We start from the raw sequence: 21,630 nt of genomic DNA on the forward strand, positions 1-21,630 counted from the left end.
GGCTTGGTCAGCGGTTTCGCTCAGCGGGTTCAGTCCGCGTTACGTCCGACCCGCTTTCCGAGCGTGCTCTTCGTCTTGTAGGTCACGCCATGACGTTCGAGATATTCGCGGATCAACTGCCGGACAACCTGCGATGACGTCAGATCCTGCGCGGCACAGAGCTTCTCGAATGCCTCCTTCTTGGCGGGATCGATGAGAATGGTCAGTCGCGCGGTTTTCGTTTCCATTGGGGCGGGAAAGGCAAATATGATAACCGGATTATAATACACCCGGGTTCAACGCCAAGGGCCGCGCTTCACGATGCGCAGCAACCCTTCGGAACCGTAGCCGCCTCATTCAGAATATCCATCAAGCCAAGCGTAATGCGATCGATAGGCGTATCGGGGCCGAACAGCTTGAGCACGCCGCAGGCGAACAACGAGTCGCGATGCGCCTCGGGCACGATGCCGCCAAGCACGACCGGCGCATTGCAACCGCGCTCTCGCAGTGCGCCGATCAGCGCGGGCACGAGCGCCGCGTGCGCACCCGCCAGCGTCGAGATCCCGACGATATCGGGCTCGTACACACAGGCCCAGTCCGCCGCCTCGCGTGGCGTCGCAAAGAGCGGCCCCAGGCGGACATCGAAACCTGCATCGCCAAGCGCGGCCGCCACCACGCGCGCGCCGCGATCGTGGCCATCCTGACCCACCTTCACCAGCGCCATGCGCGGCTTGCGGCCATGCACCGCGCGCCATCGCGAGACCGCGTCACGGGCGGCTTGCCACACCGCGTCGCACTCGCGCGCGCCTGCATACACGTGCGCCGCGCTCGTGAGCGCGCTGAGTCCGGCGTGCCAGCGCGGCCACACGCGCTCCAGCGCAGCAGTACATTCCCCGATCGAGGCGCGCGCGCGAATCGCCTCGATCGTCGCCGCCAGCAAGTTACCCTCACCCGTGCGCGCACATTGCGTCAGTGCGTCGAGCGCGATATGAACGCGTTGAGCATCGCGCGTCGATTTCAATTGCCGCAAATGTTCGATCTGCTTCGCGCGGACCCTGTGGGCATCGATCTCGGGCCGCGCGTGCTGTGCCGTGTGGGCCTCGCGATAACGATTCACGCCCACCACCACGCGCTCGCCCGTGTCGATCTGCGCCTGCGTTTTGACCGCGCCGCGATGCAGCCGCGCCTGCACCCAACCCGCTTCGATGGCGGCGATCACGCCCCCTTGCGCCTCGATTTCCGCGAGCGTGGCCTTCACCGCATTCACCATGCGAGCCGTCAGCGACTCGATCAAATACGAGCCGCCCCAAGGATCGACCACATCGCACAGGCCCATCTCGTGCTGCAAGATCAACTGGGTATCGCGTGCGAGCGTGGCGGCGGCCTCACCGGGCAGTGAGAGCGCTTCATCCCAGGCATTCGTGTGCAGCGACTGCGTGCCGCCGAAAACCGCCGCCATCGCCTCTACCGTCGTGCGCACGACGTTGTTGTGTGCGCTCTCCGCGTGCAGGCTCGATCCCGCCGTCTGGCAATGCATGCGCAGTTGCATCGCGCGCGCCGATCCAACGCCAGCCGACCGCATCGATTCGGCCCACAGCACGCGCGCGGCGCGCAGTTTGGCGATCTCGCCGAAGAAGTCCGGCCCCACGGCGAAAAAGAAGCTCAATTGCTCGCACACGCGCTCGACATCGGCGCCCTCTTCGACCAGCCGCTGCACATAGGCGCGCGCATTGGCCAACGTGAGCGCCAGTTCGAGCACGCCATCGGCGCCCGCTTCATGCAGGTGATAACCCGAAATCGACATGGCGTTAAAGCGCGGCATATTCGCGAGCAGGTAATGCACCACGTCGGTCGCGATACGCATTGAAGGCTCGGGCGCGAAGATATAGGCGTTGCGCGCCATGAACTCCTTGAGGATGTCGTTCTGGATCGTGCCGCGCAACTGCGCGGCGTCGTAGCCCGCTTCCTGCGCGGCGACGATGAACGCGGCAAGCACGGGTAACACCGCGCCGCTCATCGTCATCGATACCGATACGTCGTTGAGCGGCACGCCGTCGAGCAGCCGCTTCATATCCTCGACCGAATCGATCGCCACGCCCGCCATGCCGACATCGGCCCCCGCGCATACGTGATCCGAATCGTAGCCGCGATGCGTGGGCAGATCGAACGCGACGGACAAGCCCTTCGCGCCGCGTTCGAGCGCGCGCCGATACGCGAGATTCGACGCAGCAGCATCGGCATAGCCCGCATATTGGCGAATGGTCCATGGACGCTGCGCGTACATCGTCGCGTGGATGCCGCGCAGGAACGGGTAGTCGCCGGGACGCGCATCGAGCCACGGCACGTCGGCCAGATCGGCTTGCGTATAGATCGGCTTGCGCGGCACACCCCGGGCTTCATTCATGCGACCACCGTTTGTGTGTGACGATATCGGCTATGCGCGCGCCGTCCGCGGCGCGGGTAATGGCGCACCCGTGCGAAAGCCCGTCATGCCCGGCATAACGCGCGTAAAACGACAGCGTGAGCCGGTCGCCGACATTCGCATTGCCATAAAACGCCATGTCGCGCTCGACGAGCGTGGGCGGCGCGGAATGCGGCGCGGAGCGCCAATGCCACTCGGCCCGCTCGACCATCGACTGGAAACTCGCGAAATACAGCAGATGCGCGCCGTTGAAATCGAGCGACGGACACGGCAGGTAATCGACCACATGCTCGGTGGCATGCGCGGCCCGATCGAGCCGCCCGTGCCGCGTCCAGTCGCCCGAACGCAATTGCTTCGCCAGCGCGATCAACTCCTGCGCGGCGGCGGGCGTCGCCGGCGCGGGCGTGCCCGCGAACATCGCCTTGCAGACGGAGCGGTTGTCGCCCGCCTGCTCGCGGCGCACGAACGTGGACATCATGTCGACTTTCGCCACCGCGCCTTCGGTCGTAAACACGCGGAACTGGCCAAAATGGCGCGCGCCGGCGACCCGCTTCACGTCCGCCTCGATCGCAAAGCGCTGGTTCTCGCTCACGTCTTCGAGCCGCGCCTCGCGCACGCGAATCGCCGTGAAGGCGGCATACGATTTGCGGCCTTCGTCGTCGTAGAAGTCCGGCGTGCCGAGTTGCGCCTGCGCGGCCAAGGCGTTCCAGTGCAACTGTCCGCAGGTGCGCAATAGCCACTGCTCGGACAGCCCCGCGAACGCAAGCTCCGGCATCCCGGCCACGTAGTGCGTGCGCGTTTGCGCGGGCACACGCTCGCTGTCACGCCGCGCGCGCATCGAACCTCGCGGGCGCTGCAATGCGCTCGGCCAGATACGCGGCGTCGCGCGCGACGCCCGAAAAACGCCCCGAGCCCCACGTATGCAGCCACGGCAGGCCCAGAAAATACAGCCCTTCCTGCGCCGTTACGCCCCGCGTGTGCCCCGGATAGCCCCGCCCGTTGAAGATGGGCAGATCGATCCAGCTAAAGTCGGGCCGAAAGCCGATGCACCAGACAATGCTGCCGATGCCGCTCGCGTCGAGGTCGAGCGCGGTGCGTTCCTGCTGCGGCGTCCACACGGCGCGATACGGTTCGCCCGACGGTGCGTCGATGCCATTCTGCGCGATGAAGCGATCGATCGAGGCGTTGATGCGGTTATACGTGTCGTCCGCGCTATCCAGATTCGCGCCCAGATTGGGTTTGAAGCGCAGCGCGCCATCGGCGAAATCTTCAAGCGCGCCGTACAGTTGCATGCCTTCGCTCGCGAATTTGCGCAGGTCGATATCGCGTCCGCCGTCGCGTCCCGTGACGTAGTGATTCGTGTTGTCGCGCACGCCCTCGCGCAGCGGATGTTCTTCGACGGGCATGTCGTAGTACTTCATGTCCGCGAGCCAATCGACCACATCGCGGCCACGGTAGAAGCGCGCGCAGCGCGGCGCTTCACCGACCGCGAGCACGACGTCGCGTCCGGACAGATGCAGGTCTTCGGCGATCTGCGCGCCCGACTGTCCCGAGCCGACCACCAGCACCGCACCCTTCGGCAGGGCGGCTGCATTGCGATATTCGGACGACTGGATCTGCACGATCGAGGCGGGCAGACGCTCGGCCATGCGCGGCACGATCGGCGTGTGATAGCCGCCCGACGCGATTACGACCTGATCGGCGCTCAGGGAACCCGCAAGCTGACCCGTACTGGTCTGCACGAGAAATCCGCCCTTGGGGCGCGGGGCGACGCGCGTGACGCTCACGCCTTCGCGCACGGGCGCATCGACATGACGCACGAAGCCATCGAGCCACGCGACGATCTCTTCCTTCTTCATGAAGCCATGCGGATCGTCGCCGCGATACGGATAACCCGGCAGCGCGCATTGCCAGTTCGGCGTGACGAGCGAGAACGCGTCCCAGCGCTGCTCGCGCCACGTATGCGTCACGCTGCGCTTTTCCAGCACGACATGATCGATGCCGCGCTGCTTGAGGTAATAACTCATCGACAGGCCGGCCTGGCCGCCGCCGATGACCGCCACACTGAAATGCTCTTCGGGAAACGGCGGATTGGCCGTGGGCGTCTGGGTGGACATGCGCTTCTCCTGGTTGACTTCAATCCTGATTGGGTTCAATCGACGCTCACGACGGTCACTTCGGCCGCCGGTTGCGATCGGTATGGCTGGGCGGCAAGCTCGATCGACGCCCACTGGTCGAGCGCCGATGAACAGGCGTAGCCGAATTTCTCGCGCACGCGCCCGGATGCGGCATCAAGCGCCGCGTGCGCGTTGGCGAGAAAAAGGTCGAGCGGATAGACGCCTGGGCGCAGATACTCGCGCACGACCGTGGAAGGGGAATAGCAGCGCTCTTCATGGCCGTCGGGCCAACGCACCACGAAATGGGTAACAGGCATGGTTTTGCTCCGGGCGTGGCGCTCAGTGTGTCGATTGAGCCAGTGGTGTTGGTTCGAACGCGCGCGTCGCGCGCCGGTCGGCCGGCACGATGAACGGCTGCGCGTCGAGACGCCAGGCGCAGCGCATCTGGCCGTCCAGTTGCAGGTCGATGGTGGGCTCGGCGTGAATCTCGCCGATGACGTCGCAGGCGATCCCGCGTGCTTCGAAACGCGCGATCACCGCATCGACGTGCTCGTCGCGCACGCTCAGCAGATAACCGTAGCTCGGAAAGATTTCGAGCCAGCGTGCGAGCGGCACGTCAGCAGGCTTGGGCAAACGATCGAGATCGATACGCACGCCCACGCTCGAGCATTCGGCCAGCATCATCGCGGTACCGGCGATACCGGCCATGCTGATGTCCTTCGCCGCGGCGCACAAACCGCTTTCGGCAAGCTCGGCGAGCAAGGCCAGATCGCCGCGCAGGCGGTGGGCGGGCGCTTCGGTCGCGGCGTTCCAGTAGGGATACGGCTCCACGAACGCGCCGCGCAAGTCCACGGCCATGAGCAGCTTTTCGCCGGGCCGGGCCGCGAAGCTCGAAAGCAATCGCTTCGCACGACCCACTATGGCGACCGCGAGTTGCGTGTGGTCGCTGTGCGCATTGCTATGGCCGCCCACGATCGGCACGCCCAACTGCCGCGATGCCGCCGCCATGCCTTCGAGCACCGGCGCGGCAGGCTCGATCCCATCGCTCCAGATCACGTCGACCACGGCGATCGGGCGGCCGCCCATCGCGCACACGTCGCTCACATTCACAAGCACCGAGCAGTAACCCGCGAACCACGGCATCGCGTCGATTAGATCGCTCACCATGCCTTCTGCGGCGAACAGCAGATAACCGTCGCCATCGGGGATGGCCGCGCAGTCGTCGCCCGCCGCCATCAGCGCGCTATCCGTGCTATCCGTGCAATCCGCGCCGCCTGCGTCCAGCGCCGCGAGCATCGGTGCGATGTCGGACTTGTGCGCGACGCCACGGCTTGCCCGCAGCTTCGCGACGATTTCATCGAGCGTCATGCCGCCCTCCGTTGCTCGACGAGGAATCCGTCGAAAGGCGTCGCGCACGGCGGATAGTGCGCGAGGTCGGCTTCCATGACGTGATGGGCGCGGCCAAAAAAGATCGCCTCCTCGATCGTGCGCCAATGCAGACGGCGAAACAGCGGCGCGTTCTGCGCCTGCACATGCGCGAGGAACGTGCCGCAACCAAACGCATGCGCGCTGCTCACCGCCAGCCGGATCAGGCTCGCGCCAATCTGCCCATGACGCCGATACGGCGCGCTCACCGCAAGACGCGAGCCGTACCACGTCGCCTCGGTCGAGTGCTCGCGATGGATGCGCACGGTGCCGACGACCTCTCGCGCGTCGCTGTGCGGATTGAGCACGGCCACGAGCAATTGCGCGTGCTGGTCGATGGCGTCGCGATCGTCTTGTTCGAATACGCCCTGTTCTTCGCAGAACACCGCGCGGCGAATCGCAAAAGCCGCCTCGCGCTCCCAGTCGTGGCGCGCCCAACGCACCACGATGGCATCGGAAACAGGGACGATCGCAGTCATGCCGCCACCTTTTCGAATGAAGATAACGAGGAGCACGCCCCGCATTTGCCGCAACCCGCCTTGATATCGGCAGCGCGCAAACCGGCCTCGCGCACCATCGCACCGAGCGGCGCGAGAATCGATCGCATGAATTCCGGCGTGGGCGGTGCGTGATCTTCGAGCGGCGTGCCAGAGATGGGCACGAACGGCACGACGAAGGGATAGACGCCCAGCGCCAGCAGTTGCTGGGCGATATCGAGCACGCGCTGCGGCGGGTCGCCGAGACCCGCGAGGATATACGTGCTGACCTGGCCGCGCCCGAACACCTCGACCGCAGCCTTAAATGCGCTCATATACCGGCTTACCGGCACGGTCGCCTTGCCCGGCATGATGCGCGCGCGTTCGGCTTCGCCCAGCACTTCCAGATGCATGCCGAGCGTGTCGATACCGGCGTCGCGCATACGCGCGAACCACGCGTCGTCGTCCGGCGGCTCGCACTGCGCCTGAATCGGCAGATCGACGGCGCGCCTGATCGCCCGTGCGCTGTCGCAAAGAATGGCCGCGCCGCGGTCGGGCGTGGGCGGCGTGCCGGTCGTCAGCACCATATGCTTCACGCCGTCTAGCAGCACGGCCGCGCGCGCCACTTCGGCCAGTTGCTCCGGCGTCTTGTGCGCGACGGTGCGCCCTGCCGCGAGCGACTGCCCAATTGCGCAGAACTTGCAGGCCTTCTTGCGGCTTTCGTAGCGGATGCAGGTTTGCAGCACCGTGGTGGCGAGCACGTCGGTGCCGTGCAGCGTGGCGATGTGCGAATACGGCACGCCATCGAGTGTCTGCAGCTTGTAAAAGCGCGGAGTCTTCGCGAAAGCGATGGGCGCAACCGGAATACTGCCGCGCATGAGCACGCTCACGCCATTCGCATCGGGTGCGTTCGCAACGAACCCGGACGCGCGCGCGCCGTGCGTATGCACCGGCACCATCAGCGTGACGCCGTCGATCACGACAGCCTTGTGATCGGACGGCCCCGCGCCGCCGCGCCGCGACAGCCCTTCGGCATCGGGCGTGGCAAGACGCAGACCGCTCGACTGCAACTCAGTCAAGAGTTGCAGGCTCGATTCCGGCAGATTGACGCTGGCATTCATCGTGAAAGCTCCATGAAGCATTGACGGGCGTATCGTCGAAAGAGAAAACCGGCGTGGCCGGCCGCTCGTTGATCGCGAGACTCAGCAATTCGGGCCGCGCGTAGTGGCCGACCGAATCCATCATCCGTTTGCGCTTGGTGATGAGCGCCATGTCGAGATCGGCGATCACCATGCCCTCGCCCTCGCGCAGCGGCGCAGCCAGATGCTGCCCTTCGGGCGAGACGATCGCTGCGTTGCAGCCGCCGCGCAGCGCCTTCTGCAATTTGGGGTCGCTGGTGACGGATTCGATCTGCGCATCGGTCAGCCAGCCCGTTGCGTTCACAACGAAACAGCCTGACTCCAGCGCGTGATGACGGATCGTGACTTCGATCTGCTCGGCGAAGATCGGCCCGACGAGCGAGCCCGGAAACTGGCTGCAATGAATCTCTTCGTGCTGCGTCATCAGGGCGTAGCGCGCGAGCGGGTTGTAGTGCTCCCAGCAGGCAAGCGCCCCCACGCGGCCCACGGCCGTGTCGGCGACCTTCAGCCCGGCCGCGTCGCCCTGCCCCCAGATCATGCGTTCATGAAACGTGGGCGTGAGCTTGCGGCGCTTGACCTTGATCTGACCGTCCGCGTCGAAGATCAACTGGGTGTTGTAGAGGCTGCCGTGATCGCGCTCGTTCACGCCGAGCACGATCACCATGCCGTGCTCGCGCGCGAGCGCCGCAACGGTTTGCGTGACGGGGCCGGGTATCGTCACGGCTTCTTCATACAGGCGCAGATGCTCCGCGCCAGACTGCACGGGCGGCAGCACGAACGAAAAGTACGGGTAGTACGGCAGGAACGTTTCGGGAAACACAGCCAGTTGCACGCCTTCGCGCGCGGCACTGACGATGGCATCACAAACGCGCGCGAGCGTGCCCGCGCATGACGTGAGATCCGGGGCGATCTGCACGGCGGCCGCGCGAACGATGCGCTTCGTGGATGGAGTCGACATGGCGATACCCGTGTGCAATCAAACGGTCCAGGTGTCGATCACGAGCGCGTTCGCCTTGCGATGCAGCAGTTTCAGGTCGAGCACGTCGAGCGGATTGATCGCGCGCACGCCCTCGATCAGCGCGGCTTCGGTCTGGCCGTAAAGCGCCTGCAGCGCGAAGCGGCAGGCGTAGACCTTGCCGCCTTCGGCCATGAATTTCATCAGTTGATTGTTGAAATTCAGATGACCCGGAAATGCTTCGGCGCCCAGCGTCGGAAAGCCGCGCTGAACGCCCAGCATCACGCCTGGGCCATAGAGCAGGATCGAGGTTTCGAAGCCCTTGCGCTGAAGACGCGTGGCCTGAAGCATGTTGACGAAGCCTATGGACCCTTCGAAAGCGACCGTATGGAACGTGACGAGCGCTTTCTCGCCGGGTTCGGCCTTGACGTCCTCGAACACCTTTTCTTCGTAATCGACAAGGAAGTCGCCGGTCTTGTGGAGGGGTGTGGTGATGGCGGGCATTGCGTGACTCCGTTCATGGATTGAGGACTCTGACCGACCGGTGGCCGGCGTCTCTCTTTTCGCAATGGCCATACCATCAAGCGGCACGCGTCATGCAATCAATCCGCAATCAATGCGGCGTGTGGCGAATGATCGCGATGATTATTTTTCGTGCGGCACGGGACCAGCGGGCATACGCACGGTCCCTTGCGATTTGCGCGCCGACGCCCGCGCCCCGGCGCTGGGCAAGATGCATTCAATCAAGGTGCACGCATGCATCATTTCGGATCATTCAATGCGATCTCATGCGATCAATTGATTTATTTTTCGGCGCGGATTCTCACTAGAATGAATGCGTCCATTCTGAAACCGCTCGCGCGCACGCCCCATGTCGAACGTCTCCGCTCACTGGCTCAAACGGCTCGCCGAAAGCGATAAACCCGTTTATCAGACCATTCCCGATCTCATCGAAGAAGACGTGGCGAGCGGCCGTCTGCGTCCGCGCGACCGCCTGCCCGCGCTGCGCGATCTGTCCGACGCCCTCAAGATCAACTACACGACGCTCGCGCGCGGTTACGCCGAAGCCCGCAAGCGGGGCTTGATCGATTCGCGCGCGGGCAGCGGCTCATATGTGCGCGGACGGCCGCCTGCGGTGCCGTTGCGCGCCGGCACGGCGCTCGAAATGACCATGAACATGCCGCCCGAGCCGCCGGACATGACGGCGCTGCTCGCGGAATCGGCGGCGCGGATCATCGGCGACGCCGATCCGTGGTCGATGCTGCGCTATCAGGATTTCGGCGGCTCGCAGTTCGAGCGCAGCATGGCGAGCCAGTGGCTGCGCCGCACGCTGCCGTCGCATCGCGCGGACGCGCTGCTGGTCTGCCCCGGCATTCATAACGCGCTTGTCGCCTTGCTGCTGCGGCTGGTGAAGCCCGGCGAAGCCATCTGCACCGATTGCCTCGCGTATCCGGGTTTAAAAGTGATCGCCAATCAACTGGGCATGCCGCTCGCGCCGTTGCCGCGCGATGACGAAGGCCTGAGCGCCACGGCATTCGAAGCGCTCTGCAAGACCCGCAAGCCCGGCGTGCTCTATTGCAACCCCACGCTGCAGAATCCGACCACGCGCACGCTCTCGCAAAATCGCCGCGAGCATATTGCCGATATCGCGCTGCGCTACAGCGTGCCGATCATCGAAGACGACGCTTACGGCATGTTGTGCGACACGCCGCCCGTCGCGCTCGCCACGCTCGCGCCCGAACTCACCTACTATGTGACGGGCATGTCCAAGTGCTTCGGCGCGGGCTTGCGCGTGGCCTTCGTCGTTGCGCCCGGCGCCCGTCACGCCGAGCGGCTGTCCGGCGCGCTGCGCGCGACCACGGTGATGGCGAGTCCGTACATGTCCCATCTCGCGGCGCGCTGGATCGAAAACGGTGTCGCGCAGCGCATGCTCGAAGCCATCCGCAACGAGTGCGCGGTACGTCAGCACATCGCGGCGCAGGTGTTTGCTTCGCGCGAAATCGAAACATCGAAGGAGTGCTTTCATCTGTGGCTCACGGTGCCCGCGGAAACCGGCTGGAGCGCATCGGAGCTGGCTTCGCATCTGCGCACCAAGCAGATCGGCGTGGTGTCCGGCGCGGCTTTCAGCACCGATGGCAATCCGCCCAACGCTGTGCGCATCTGTCTGGGCGGCCCGGGTGACGCCATCGAGATGGAGGAGTCGCTTCACCTCGTGGCCGACATGCTCGATCATCCGGATCATCTGCATTCACCGATGCTGTGAACGTCAGGGTCCGTGGCCTGAAGCGGGCCGGTTAATCAGGGCTATACCCTGGGGTATACCGGCGAAGAACCGGCGCAGGCCGCGCTGGATGAAGGAATCGAGCTTGAGGTAATCAAGCTGCCAGGCCGGCCTGCACTTTGTGCTATTCACCGTGCTTATGCTGGTCCACTTCACAGACCTCAGCAAAGTGTCTGGCACGCTCTATCAATAGCGATGTCCCGGTGGATAGCGCGGAAACCTCAAATCGGTTTATCGCGCTTCGCCGCCATATAAGCTTCCAACGATTCGTCGTTTCCCCGGTCAAAACTCCCTCCCTATACTCACTTGATTACTCAAGTCGAGTCGCCTCACCGTGCGCGAGGAACACCCGCGCACGGTACGTATCTCGCTGCCCTCTTTCGCTCGGTCCTTGAACATGAGGCTTTCCTCTTTCCGTTCCATTGGCGTGCGCCTGTCGTCGATTGCCGTGACGCTCTGGCTGCTCAGCGTGGTCGCGTTCGCATGTGGTCATCTGCTGCCCGGCAACGTCGGGCGCGCGGTGCTGGGTCCGCTCGCGGACGCGCAGGCAGTCGCCGAACTCAATCATCAACTCGGCACCGATCAGCCATTGCTCGTGCAATATGGCGCATGGTTCGGCCGCCTGCTGCACGGCGATCTCGGCGCGTCGCTGGTGTTGAACGAACCGGTTGGCGCGCTGCTGTTCACCGCGCTGGGGCATTCGCTCGCGCTTGCCGGCCTCGCGCTACTCATGCTTCTGCCGATCAGCATCGCGACCGGCGTGCTCGCGGCGACCTGGGCCGGGAGCGCCTTCGACACGCTCGCCAACGTGTGGGGTCTGACGTCATCGGTGATTCCGGAGTTCGTCTGGTGCATCGTGCTGATGCTGACCTTCGGCATTGGCTTGCGCTGGCTGCCGCTCTTCGCGACGAGTTCGCCCGACGCGGGCCCGCTCGACATCCTGCGCCATCTGCTGCTGCCCGCCGCCGCGCTCGGCATGGGCCTGTTCGGTTATCTCCTGCGCATGGTGCGTGCGAGCACACTGCACGAGTTGCACGCGCAGTACACGCGCACGGCCGTGCTCAAGGGGCTGCCGTTTCACACGGTCGTGCTACGTCATGTACTGCGTAATGCGTTGCAGCCGACCATCGCTGTGATCGGCACGCAGCTCGGCTATCTGGTCGGCGGACTCGTGGCCGTCGAGGCGCTGTTTCGTTATCCGGGCATCGGCAGCCTGCTGCTGCACGCCGCGAAAACGCGTGATTTTCCGCTTCTGCAAGGCGGCATGCTGCTGGTTGGCGCAGTGTATGCCGTAGGCACGACAGCGGCCGATCTGCTTGCAGCCATACTCGTCCCCCAACGCGTGAGCGCCTGATGTCCACACTCTCCATCGACTCCGCACGGCCACGCCTACGCGCGCGGTTGCGTCCGTTCACGCGCCCTGCTTTCATCGCCGGCTGCATCGTGATCGGCTTCTGGGCCTTCTGTGCGCTTTTCGCGCAGCATGTCGTGCCCTATTCTCCATTCGCCGACGACGTCACCAACAGCCTCGCGCCGCCTTCGTCGCAACACTGGTTCGGCACCGACCAGTTGGGCCGCGACATGTTCTCGCGCGTGCTCGCGGGCGCACACGACATCCTGATCGTCGCGCCGCTCGTCACGGTCTGCGCGACGCTCTGCGGGTCGGCGCTCGGCATTGCTGCCGGTTATTTCGGCGGCTGGGTCGATCTCGTTCTGAGCCGCCTGTTCGAAGTCGTGATGGCCGTGCCGCTCGTGATTCTCGCGCTCGTCGCGCTGACCGCGCTCGGCAGCAGCCGCGCCGCCGTGGTCGCCATCGTCGCGCTCGGCTTTACGCCGATGATCGCGCGCAGCGTGCGCGGCGCCGCGCGCCGGGAAGCGGCGCTCGATTACGTGGCCGCCGCGCAAATGCGCGGCGATTCCGTGTGGCGTATCATGTTCGTTGAACTCCTGCCGAACGTGGCGCCCGTGATACTCGTCGAGGCCACGCTGCGGCTCGGCTACGCGGTCTTCTCGACGGCGACGCTGAGCTTTCTCGGCTTCGGCATCCAGCCACCTTCGCCCGATTGGGGCCTGGCGATCGCGGAGAACTATCCGCTGCTGGTCGGCGGCATGTGGTGGACCGTGCTGTTCGACGCGCTCGCCACGGCTTCGCTGGTGATCGGCACGCATCTCTTCGCCGAAAGCCTGCAGCGGGAGTTCATGCAGTGAGCGCACTCGCAGCCGAAGCGCTGCCCGACATCGGCCTCGCAATCGACGGACTCGACGTGCGTTATCGCGTGCGCGGTGTCGAGCATCGCGTGATCCACGCGCTGAGCCTGCAGATCGGGCGTGGCGAAATCTATGGACTGGTCGGCGAATCGGGCAGCGGCAAATCCACCGTCGCGCTCGCGATTCAACGCTATCTGCCCGCCAACGGCCGCATCGCGAGCGGCACGATCCGGCTTGCCGGCCGCGATCTGTTGCAGGCCTCGCGCCGCGAACTGCGCGCATTGCGCGCACGCGACCTTGCGATGGTCTATCAGGATCCCGGCCAGTCGCTCAATCGTTCGCTGACGATCGGACGCCAGCTCACCGAAGCCTTCGAGGCTGCGGGGACACCCGGGCACGAAGCGTACGCGGCCGCGCGCGCGATGCTCGCACGCGTGCGCATCGCCGACCCCGAACGCACATTGCGCAGCTATCCGCAGCAGATCTCGGGCGGCATGCAGCAGCGCGTGATGATCGCCATGGCGCTTGCGGGCACACCATCGCTGCTAATCCTCGATGAGCCGACTACGGGCCTCGACGCTGCCGTGGAAGCCGAAGTGCTCGCGCTGATTCGCGCTTTGCGCGACGAGCTTGGTTTCTCCGTGTTGTTCATCAGCCATAACATCGATGCGATTCGCCGTTTGTGCGATCGCGTCGGCGTGATGTATGCGGGGCGTCTCGTCGAGGAAGCACCGACCGAGGCATTGCTGCGCGCGCCGCGTCATCCCTACACGACCGCGCTGCTGCGCTGTTTGCCGCACGCGGGCGCACATCGCAGGCGCGCGCCGCTCGCAACATTAAGCGGCGCGCCGCCAAGCCTCGGCGAACACATCGAAGGATGCGCCTTCGCGCCGCGCTGCGCCTTCGCCGACGCTCGCTGCCGCGAAACGCCGCCGCTCCAGCAGCACGGCGCGCATCGTTCGTGGTGCCAGCACACCCATGTGCCATCGGCGATGCCGTCCGCGAACGCGCAGGCGCGCATCGCGCCCGCAGACATCTCCCATGCGGGCGCTGCGCCCGTGCTGCGGATCGAGCACATTTCCAAGACGTTCGCGCAGGGCGACACACGTACCGAAGCGCTGCGCGACGTGTCGTTCGCGGTGTACGGCGCGGAAACACTCGGCCTCGTCGGCGAGTCGGGCAGCGGCAAATCCACGCTCGCGCGCATTCTGAGCGGCCTGGAAACCGCTGACGCGGGCGGCACGCTGGAGCTTCACGGCGAACCGCTGCACGCAGGCACTCGCCGCCGCACAGCCCGGCAGCGCAAGGCGCTGCAGATGGTGTTCCAGGATCCGGGTACCGCGATGAATCCCGCCCACCGGATCGGCAGCGTGATCGCGCGGCTGCTCGCGGGCCGCGCATGGCCGTCCACGCGCAGCGTGCGCGAGCGCGTGGAGGCCTTTGCGGCGCGCTTTCAGCTCACGCCCGCGCATCTCGCCGCGCGGCCCGGCCAGTTGTCCGGCGGCCAGCGCCAGCGCGCCGCGATCGCGCGCGCCTTCGCGGGCGCGCCCGATCTGCTCATCTGCGACGAGCCCACTTCCGCGCTCGACGCCTCGGTGCAGGCCGCGATCCTCAATCTGCTGGTCGAACGCCAGAGCGCGAGCGGCACAAGCTACCTGTTCATCTCGCACGATCTCGACGTCATGCGCTATCTCGCCGATCGCATCGTCGTGCTGTATCGCGGCACGGTGGTGCAGACCGGCACGACCGAACAAGTCGTGCATGGCCCGCAGCATCCGTACACGCGCGCGCTGTTCCGGTCGCATACACAGGCCATCGCGCATCCGCTCGCGCCCGATGCGCCGCTCGACGCTTCGCGCGGCTGCCGTTTTCAGGCGCAGTGCCCCGAGCGCATCGCGCGTTGCGCGAACGAACCCCCCGCACTCCATACGCTCGCACACGGGCAGACGATTCGCTGCCATCACTTCGCACCTTGAGGAACACTCCGATGAAATCAGAGTCCGCACACGCCGTGCCGGAAACCATCCCCGTGCTCGTCGTCGGCGGCGGCCCGATCGGGTCTGCGCTGTCGATCGAACTGCGTCTGCACGGCATCGACGTGCTGGTCGTCGAACGCGACGCCGAAATCCGGCTCGGCCACCCGAAAGCGCGCTCGAACAACATGCGCTCGCTCGAACACTACCGGCGCTGGGGCATCAGCGACGCGTTGCGCGCCCATGCGTGGACGACGCGCGATCCGCAGCAGCGTCTCGTGATCGCCGAAACATTGCTCGCCGAACCGCTCGGCGCTTACACGCTGCGCTACGGCCGGCACGCCGAGGAGGCCCGCGACCTGGCTGCGGAACCGAGCCTCAGTGTGCCGCAGCCGGTGACCATGCGCATTCTGCGCGAACGCTCGATCGAGTTGGGCGCACAGTGGCGGCTCGGCTGGGAAGCCGTCGAGATTGTTCAGGACGATCGTAGCGCGGTCGTCCAGTTGCGTGCGCCCGACGGCCACCTGCATACCGTGCGTGCCGCTTATGTGGTGGGCTGCGATGGACCCGGCAGTCTCGTGCGGCGCGCGGCGGGCATCGAGCGCAACGGCGATGCGCCGCTGCACCGCCAGATGAGCTACGTGGTGCGCAGCGAAGGTCATAAAATCGCCGATCTGACCGCGGGTCCCGGCTACGACGCGTTAGGTATGCTCGCGATCTTCAACACCAGCGCGTCCAGCATCATCAGCATTCCTGATGATGAGCTTTGGGGATTCGGCATCTCCGTACAAGACGAACGCGAGCCCACGCGGGCCGAGATCGCGCGCTATGGCCAGCAACTGCTTGGCGCCGAAGCCCGCATCGAAGTCGTCAGCGAATCGTCCTATCAGGTGCTCACGCGCGTGGCGACGCGCTATCGGACGGGCCGCCTGTTCCTCGCCGGCGACGCCGCGCATGTGTGCCCGCCGACCGGCGGCCACAATATGAACGTGGGAATCGGCGACGCGGCCGATCTGGGCTGGAAGCTCGCGGCAGTGCTGCACGGTCTGGGCGGCGAGGCGCTGCTCGACAGCTATGACGCAGAGCGGCGGCCCGTCGGCGAACGCGTGTCGCGCTCGGCGCTCGACAATAGCCGTGCGCTGACTGCCGCTGCGCAGTCCGTCGCGGCAAGCCGCCCGCCTGCAACCGTCGATACGCCGCGCTCGCGCGCGCAACGCGGCGAAGCGCTGTACCGGCTTACCTACGCGGAGTGGAACACGCACGGCGTGGTGCTCGATCAGCGCTATGACACGTCGGCGTGGGTCGTGCCCGACGCGACTAGCGCGCCGGACTGGAGCGAAACCGAATACTGGCCGCACGCGCGTCCGGGCCATCGTGCGCCGCATATTCTGCTCGATGGTGACACGCCGCTCTATGATCGTCTGGGTCCGTGGTTCACCTTGCTCGATAGCGGCGCCGCGCCCGAAGAAACCACGCGCTTTCTCGAAACGGCGCAGCGCATGGGCATGCCCGTCACGCATCTCGCCGTGCCGCAAGAACGCACGCAAGCCCACTACAGCGCGCCGCTGACGCTGATCCGTCCCGACCAGCACGTCGCCTGGCAAGGTCACGCAAGCGACGACGCGCAGGCCGTCATCCGTCGCGTGCTGAGCCTCTCGACGCAACACGCGCAATTGCCCGCATAAAACAGCGCGGCCGGCGCAAAGGCCGGCCGCGCATACTGCGAAACACGTAATTAACGCAGACTGTAGAACGTGCCGTGATTGAAGAAGTCGAGCACCGAGCGATGCCACGGCTCATCGCTCACGGCCACGCCATCGACTTCGAAACGCGTGACCCGCTCCTGATAGAACGCGAGCAAACCGGCAATTTTCGGGATCTCGGGAATCGGCGTCGGGTAGTACCAGACCACGTCCTTGTGCAGCGTGTCGCCCGCTTGCACCGACCAGTAGTGCGCCTGGCCTTTGTATGGGCACGAGGTAAGCGTCGTGCTCGGCCTCAGCCATTTCGCCGCGACATCCTGAAGCGGAAAATAATAGCGCGTCGGCAAGCCGGTTTCGAATACCGCGACCGTATTGCGGCTCTCGGCCACAACCTGATCGCCGATCAACACGCGTACGTGGCGACTGCTGTTGATCGCATCGACGCGCTTGTACGGATCGCGCGCGTGCGGATGCAGGAACAGTGGCTCTTCCTCCTCGTACCATGCGTCCACGGCTTTCCATTCGAAGGCATAGTAATGTTCAAGCGCGCGGCCAGCGTCGGTCGTGGGTTCCGAGTAACGCCACACCGCGTTCTCCACGCGACGGTCGCCGACGACGAGATGCCAGTAGCTCGCCACGCCTTTACGTGCGCATTCGCTCTTGTGCGTAGACGGTTCGAGCCAGCTCGACTCGACGCTTTCCAGCGGGAAATAATAAACTGGCAGCCGTTCGCGCTCGTGGACCAGCAGCGCGGAGCGTGTCGTGGCGATGAACGTTTCGCCGACGCGCACGCGCACCTGGCGCGGACTCGGCTCGATATACAGGTCGAAAGATTGCAACGGGGACGTCATTGTGCTTCTCCTCGTAGCGCCGCTGTATCACGCGGCAGAATGGATCGATCAGGAAAACCAGGCATTGGCGAGCTGGAGCTGCGGAATCGCCGCAGCTTGCACGCCGGAGAGATTCGCGGCGCAGGCCGTGATCGCATCGCGATACGCGGAAATGATGAGCGGCGTTTCGTCGAGTAACAACTGCTCGATCTTGCCTGCCGTGGTGCGTTGCGCGTTGAGGTCCACGGTCGAAACGTATTGCTTCACCAGCGCATCGTAGGCCGGATTGCGGAAATGCGCGGCATTCCACGCGCCGCCAGATAGCAGCGGCGCGCTAAGCACCAGATTCGGCGTGCCGCGATGGCCGTAATCGGTGATGCCGAGCGTCGAATCGAGCCAGTCGGAATGGCCGAATTGTGCGTCGCCGTAATAGAGCGACTGGTCTTCCACTTTCAACCGAATATCGATGCCGACCGCGCGCGCCGCATTCTGCAGCACCACCGCGAATTGCGGGATATCGCCGAGCTTTTCGGTCACGAGCGTGGTGCTGAAACCATTCGCAAAACCCGCTTGCGCGAGCAGCGCACGCGCCGTCTTCAGATCCTGCGTGCGCTGCGCGACCGCACGATCGGCGGAGGGATAAACAGCGGCGAACGGATGATCGTTACCGACCTGCCCGTAGCCGTGCAGCAAGCCTTCGACGAGTTTGGGCCGGTCGAGTGTCAGCGCGAGCGCTTGGCGCACGCGCTTGTCCTTGAACGGTCCCTGATCGGTGCGCATATGCACCTGGTCATGCTGCGTGGACGGCAAACGCGTGATCGTAATCGCGGGATTCGAGGCGAGCAAACGGCTCTGCTGCGCACTGATGCCGACGACCAGATCGGTCTGCTGGCCAAGCAAGGCGAGACCAATCGCGGCTTCGTCGGCGAAGAACGAAAATTCGACACGCTCCGGTAGCGCCTGCGGACCCCAGTACGCAGTATTGCGCACGAAACGCGCGCCGCCGCTCGTGTATTGATCGAGTCGAAACGGTCCGGTGCCGATAAACGTCTTTTCGTAGTGTCCGCTGTAATTCGCGGGCAGGATCACGCCGTTATAGGTATCGGAAGAAACGTAATAGGGGAAATTGCCGTTGGGCGCATCGAGACGGAATTGCACCGTATGATCGTCGAGTGCCTTGATGTTGCCTTTCGAGAGCACGCCTCTGAACGCCGAGAGCGCCGCCGAAGCCGAAGCCGGGTCCACGAGACGCTCGAACGTCGCGACCACGTCTCGCGCGCCCAGTATCTGCCCGTCGTGGAATTTGACGTTGCGACGAATCGTGAATTCCCAGACGCTTGCGTCAGCATTGTGCCGCCACGATTCGGCAAGTACCGGCACGAGTCCACGGTGGGGATCGTCGTTGAGCAGATATTCGCCCGTCTGATTCACGAGCAAAATGCTCGCGGAATCGGTGAGCCGAACCGGATCGACAGCAGCCGCGGGAACGAGCGAAGCGACTCGAATATGAGCGCCGGGCTTCGGCGTTGTCGCTGCGCGCGCGGCCGTCGAAAGCATCAGCCCCGCCCCGCCGCTCAACATGCCGGTGGCAGCCGCCGCGCCGAGCCGCAGCAGAGTGCGCCGCGTCATTCGGCGCTCGTCCGGTTGCGCCTGTGTCGGTACGCGCGACGACGCGCGAGACTGCGAATCGAAATATTTCTTCACGTCAGACTCTTCCAGTAGATGAGTAACCGGGCATCGCTAGAACACTGCGAAGACACGCTCAAAATTCCACGGTCGCCGATACGCGCACGGTGCGCGGCGAACTCAAATAGACATCGCCGCCACCGCTATACACGCCGGCCCAATAATTGCGATTGAAGAGGTTGTCGACGCTCGCCCGCACCGTGACCGCGCGATGGGCAATCGTCGTGCGATAACGGGCGCCAAGATCGAAAATGGTCGAGCTGGCGAGCTTTTGTGTATTCGCGGAATCGACGTACTGCGGCCCTGTGAAAATGGCGCGCCCGGTGAGCGTTACGCCCGGCAGCCACGGCAAATCCCACTCCGCGCCCAGATTGGCAAGAAAGCGCGGCACGCCCGGCGCTTCGTTGCCTTCGTTGACGCCGCCCGCCGTGCTTGTCAAGATGCCCTGCGTATACGAGGCGCCGCCCAGCACGCGCACGCCGTGCGCGACTTCGCCGAAGGCGCTCCATTCGACGCCGCGATGGCGTTCGTCGCCTGCGATGCTGTAGACGTCCGTGGCCGGATCCAGCGTGCCGCCTGGCTCCGTGATCTGGTAGAGCGCAAGCGTGGTCGTGAAGCGGCCGAGATCCCACTTCGCGCCCACTTCGTATTGACGCGCCTTGGCCGGCCCGAACGCCTGGCCTGCGTTGGCGCTGCCATCCGGGGCGACCGTGCCGAGATTGAGACCCTCGACGTAGTTCGCATAGACCGACAACGCGGGCGTGAGCTTGTAAAGCACCGCGGCCATCGGCGTGAGTGCGCCTTCGTTAGTATTGCTTGCGGTATTGCCCGTGGACGCGTTGTCGTAATTGGTGACGCCGACGCGCTGATAACGCGCGCCGACAGTCACGAGCAGGCGTTTTTCAAACAGGCCGAGCGTGTCGGCTGCACCAACGCTCTCCAGCGTTATCCTCGACAACAACCCGGGATCGCCAACCTGCGTCGCCGGATACGGCGGCGAAACGACGTCGTAGAGATTCGAGGTCACCGAATCGCCGCTCGACACGCCGAGCCAATCCTTCTCGCGGAACGCCGAGGCCGTGACCGCGAGATTGTGATTGACGGGGCCGGTGTCGAATGTGGAGCGCACGCCAACTTCTGCGGTGTCCACCGATGTCGACGCCTTGCGATAGTAGTACGACGACGTGTAATCACCGTTTGGTGTCGCGCCGTACGGATCGGCGACGAGTTCGTCGCCCGAACGTCGCTGGCCACCTACGCTCGCATAGACCGTGGTGTGATCGGCGATGTCGTATTCGATGTGGCCGAGCAGCGAGCTGTCGCGTTCGAGCGCATAGCCGTCGGGGGAAAAGTTGGTCTTGCCAGATGGCGCGGAGGGAATCACGGACGTCGCAAACTCCATCCAGCGATTCGGCGCGCGCAGATCGTCGACCTGGCGAATGTAGTCGATCGACGCGCGCAGCTTGCTGCCTCGATAGTCAAGCGCGAGCGAGCCCGCGCCCAGTCGATCTGACTGACTGTTCACCGCGGTCTTGCCGTCGCTGTACAGACCGTTCACGCGGATCCCGAACTGATCGTTGTCGCCAAAACGGCGACCGATATCGACATGCGTTTCAAACTGCGTATCCGACTGGTAACTCTCGGTGATGCTCGTGATCGGCGTATCGGTTGCGCGCTTCGTCACCACGTTGATTCCGCCGCCTACGCTTCCGTTCGGCGATGCGCCCGTGAGCATCGCGGTCGGCCCCGTGATGACTTCGACCCGTTCGAGGATTTCCGCAGGCACGCGCCACTTGGGAACGATCCCGTACACACCGTTGAGCGCGACGTCGTTGCTCGGCACGATGAAACCGCGAATCGTGAAATCGTCAGAAATACTGCCGGCCGGATCGTCCATGCGGACCGAAGGATTGTTCTGCACGACGTCCGCGAGCGAGTGCGCCTGCTGATCCTGCAAGGTCTTCGAGGTGTAGCTCGTGACATTGAACGGAATATCGTGGATATCGGTTTCGCCGAACAAGCCCAGGCGTGCGCCCTTCGCCACCTGACCGCCCGCGTAGGCCGGCGGCAGATCGCCGGGCTGCGTTTTCGCGGTTACGTTGACGACGGGAAGCTGCACCAGCGTCTTTTGACCTTGATCTGTGCCTTGCTCGTTGCTGTTGTCGCTCGCCGGGGTAGCCCCGGTTTGCGCCGTCGCCGCTGCATCCGGGCCGGCATTAGCAGCGGAAGCCTGTGCATGAGCCTGCATCGACGAAAGCGTTGCCAGCGCCGCCATCACCCCGAGCGTGAGCGGTTTGAGTTTGCCTGCCGTTATCCGCACGATTTTCCTCTTTTCGTTATACTAAATAGTCAGCTCCGTGCGAATCGCACGGCCCGTAGCGCAATGGTCTATGTAATCGATCGAAATTGAAGCGGCCGCGTTATTTGAAAACGGCG

18 protein-coding genes are annotated in these 21,630 nt (G+C 64.8%); 5 read left to right on the forward strand and 13 right to left on the reverse strand.

The genetic code is table 11. From position 1 onward, the window contains the following. Positions 1-29: 29 nt before the first annotated feature. From B0G62_RS13800 to B0G62_RS13845, 10 genes are all read right to left on the reverse strand, one after another. Positions 30-227 (reverse strand): ribbon-helix-helix protein, CopG family, encoded by a 198-nt coding sequence (locus B0G62_RS13800; RefSeq protein WP_103704766.1) that lies wholly within the window; start codon positions 225-227, stop codon positions 30-32. Positions 228-295: 68 nt separating this feature from the next. Further along, positions 296-2,383: a methylmalonyl-CoA mutase gene (gene scpA, locus B0G62_RS13805; protein ID WP_103704767.1), complete on the reverse strand. Its 2,088-nt coding sequence runs from the start codon at positions 2,381-2,383 to the stop codon at positions 296-298. Next, entirely contained in the window at positions 2,376-3,239 is an 864-nt protein-coding gene (locus B0G62_RS13810; RefSeq protein WP_244193236.1) for a Pnap_2097 family protein, read from the reverse strand. The genes scpA and B0G62_RS13810 overlap by 8 nt, the downstream gene beginning before the upstream one ends. Continuing rightward, positions 3,223-4,518, reverse strand: a complete 1,296-nt coding sequence (locus tag B0G62_RS13815; RefSeq protein ID WP_103704768.1) for an MSMEG_0569 family flavin-dependent oxidoreductase — start codon at positions 4,516-4,518, stop codon at positions 3,223-3,225. Before B0G62_RS13815 ends, B0G62_RS13810 begins: the two co-directional genes overlap by 17 nt. A gap of 35 nt (positions 4,519-4,553) precedes the next feature. Beyond that, positions 4,554-4,835: an MSMEG_0570 family nitrogen starvation response protein gene (locus tag B0G62_RS13820; RefSeq protein WP_103704769.1), complete on the reverse strand. Its 282-nt coding sequence runs from the start codon at positions 4,833-4,835 to the stop codon at positions 4,554-4,556. A 22-nt stretch (positions 4,836-4,857) separates the two neighbouring features. Next, entirely contained in the window at positions 4,858-5,886 is a 1,029-nt protein-coding gene (locus B0G62_RS13825) for a sll0787 family AIR synthase-like protein (RefSeq protein ID WP_103704770.1), read from the reverse strand. After that, positions 5,883-6,422, reverse strand: a complete 540-nt coding sequence (locus B0G62_RS13830) for an MSMEG_0567/Sll0786 family nitrogen starvation N-acetyltransferase (protein ID WP_103704771.1) — start codon at positions 6,420-6,422, stop codon at positions 5,883-5,885. The genes B0G62_RS13825 and B0G62_RS13830 overlap by 4 nt, the downstream gene beginning before the upstream one ends. Further along, positions 6,419-7,540, reverse strand: coding sequence for an MSMEG_0568 family radical SAM protein (locus tag B0G62_RS13835; protein ID WP_103704772.1), 1,122 nt, complete (start codon positions 7,538-7,540; stop codon positions 6,419-6,421). Before B0G62_RS13835 ends, B0G62_RS13830 begins: the two co-directional genes overlap by 4 nt. Then, the gene (locus tag B0G62_RS13840) at positions 7,491-8,516 is read right to left on the reverse strand and encodes a Nit6803 family nitrilase (RefSeq protein ID WP_103704959.1); all 1,026 of its coding nucleotides are present in this window, start codon (positions 8,514-8,516) and stop codon (positions 7,491-7,493) included. The genes B0G62_RS13835 and B0G62_RS13840 overlap by 50 nt, the downstream gene beginning before the upstream one ends. Positions 8,517-8,534: 18 nt before the next feature. Next, positions 8,535-9,017, reverse strand: a complete 483-nt coding sequence (locus B0G62_RS13845) for an MSMEG_0572/Sll0783 family nitrogen starvation response protein (RefSeq protein ID WP_103704773.1) — start codon at positions 9,015-9,017, stop codon at positions 8,535-8,537. A gap of 367 nt (positions 9,018-9,384) precedes the next feature. On the opposite strand from B0G62_RS13845, the gene B0G62_RS13850 reads away from it, so the two are divergent. The 5 genes from B0G62_RS13850 to B0G62_RS13870 all read left to right on the forward strand — a co-directional run bounded on the left by B0G62_RS13850 (position 9,385) and on the right by B0G62_RS13870 (position 16,660). Beyond that, a complete protein-coding gene (locus B0G62_RS13850) occupies positions 9,385-10,776 on the forward strand; it encodes an aminotransferase-like domain-containing protein (RefSeq protein ID WP_103704774.1) in 1,392 nt (463 codons plus the stop codon). Between the two features lie 415 nt (positions 10,777-11,191). Continuing rightward, positions 11,192-12,148: an ABC transporter permease gene (locus B0G62_RS13855; protein ID WP_103704775.1), complete on the forward strand. Its 957-nt coding sequence runs from the start codon at positions 11,192-11,194 to the stop codon at positions 12,146-12,148. Continuing rightward, positions 12,148-13,002: an ABC transporter permease gene (locus B0G62_RS13860; protein ID WP_103704776.1), complete on the forward strand. Its 855-nt coding sequence runs from the start codon at positions 12,148-12,150 to the stop codon at positions 13,000-13,002. Before B0G62_RS13855 ends, B0G62_RS13860 begins: the two co-directional genes overlap by 1 nt. Further along, on the forward strand, positions 12,999-14,978 hold the full coding sequence (locus B0G62_RS13865; protein ID WP_208624226.1) for an ABC transporter ATP-binding protein: 1,980 nt from the start codon (positions 12,999-13,001) through the stop codon (positions 14,976-14,978). Before B0G62_RS13860 ends, B0G62_RS13865 begins: the two co-directional genes overlap by 4 nt. Before the next feature lie 11 nt (positions 14,979-14,989). Continuing rightward, the gene (locus B0G62_RS13870) at positions 14,990-16,660 is read left to right on the forward strand and encodes an FAD-dependent monooxygenase (protein WP_103704777.1); all 1,671 of its coding nucleotides are present in this window, start codon (positions 14,990-14,992) and stop codon (positions 16,658-16,660) included. A gap of 50 nt (positions 16,661-16,710) precedes the next feature. Here the strand turns inward: B0G62_RS13870 and B0G62_RS13875 are convergent, their stop codons facing one another. The 3 genes from B0G62_RS13875 to B0G62_RS13885 all read right to left on the reverse strand — a co-directional run bounded on the left by B0G62_RS13875 (position 16,711) and on the right by B0G62_RS13885 (position 21,514). Further along, on the reverse strand, positions 16,711-17,529 hold the full coding sequence (locus B0G62_RS13875) for a DUF427 domain-containing protein (RefSeq protein ID WP_103704778.1): 819 nt from the start codon (positions 17,527-17,529) through the stop codon (positions 16,711-16,713). Between the two features lie 48 nt (positions 17,530-17,577). Further along, positions 17,578-19,137: an ABC transporter substrate-binding protein gene (locus B0G62_RS13880; RefSeq protein ID WP_103704779.1), complete on the reverse strand. Its 1,560-nt coding sequence runs from the start codon at positions 19,135-19,137 to the stop codon at positions 17,578-17,580. A 133-nt stretch (positions 19,138-19,270) separates the two neighbouring features. Next, the gene (locus B0G62_RS13885) at positions 19,271-21,514 is read right to left on the reverse strand and encodes a TonB-dependent receptor (RefSeq protein ID WP_146055273.1); all 2,244 of its coding nucleotides are present in this window, start codon (positions 21,512-21,514) and stop codon (positions 19,271-19,273) included. Positions 21,515-21,630 lie beyond the last annotated feature (116 nt).

Origin of the sequence: Paraburkholderia eburnea (assembly GCF_002917095.1) — a bacterium.
GTDB lineage: Bacteria > Pseudomonadota > Gammaproteobacteria > Burkholderiales > Burkholderiaceae > Paraburkholderia > Paraburkholderia eburnea.